This window comes from Tsukamurella conjunctivitidis, from assembly GCF_007858475.1.
Classification (GTDB): domain Bacteria; phylum Actinomycetota; class Actinomycetes; order Mycobacteriales; family Mycobacteriaceae; genus Tsukamurella; species Tsukamurella conjunctivitidis.
In genome coordinates, this window is the sequence record NZ_VIGX01000137.1 from 1 (window position 1) to 640 (window position 640).

Consider the following 640-nt stretch of genomic DNA (forward strand, 5'->3'; position numbering starts at 1 on the left):
GGTCGCGGTGGACCTGGTGGTGGATGACGGTGTCGTCGTGTTCGTCAACGGAACCGAGATCGGACGCCGGAACGTGGATCCGGGGCCCTTCACACGGGACACGAACGCCAAGGACGGGACACGACGCACCGCCACGATGACGGTACCCGACTCCCTCCTGCGCAGCGGCGTGAACACCATTGCGGTGTCCACGCACCTGAACTCCCGCACCTCACCGATGGTCTCCTTCGATGCGCGGGTCGTGTCCGTCCCGCGTCCCGCCGCAGACGTGACCCTGGTCGCCCCGGGCTCACTGTGGCGCGAGACCCAGGTGACCACCGCTCCCAGCGACTCCTGGACCTCCGTGGAGCAGGCATCCTGGTCGCAGGTGCGCAGCCCCCTGGGTTCGGGTGCCTCCGGACTGGCCACCACACTCACGCGCACGCCCGGGGCATTGCTGCTGGGTCAGCAGGTCTTCACCGTTCCGGAGGGGACCACATACTCCCAGCTCACGCTGCGCACCCTGGTCGATGACGGCGTCCGCGCATTCGTCAACGGGCGTGAGGTGGGCCGTGCGAACATCCCGGCCGGTGCGCTGCAGCCATCCACACGCTCGCGCAGCACGTCCGGAGGCGTCGCAGAGTTCACCGTCCCGCCCTCG

Annotated in this window: 1 pseudogene; it reads left to right on the top strand. The window is 69.1% G+C overall.

The window, feature by feature from the left end:
• A pseudogene (locus FK530_RS26080) lies at nt 1-640 on the top strand (hypothetical protein); the annotation flags it as partial.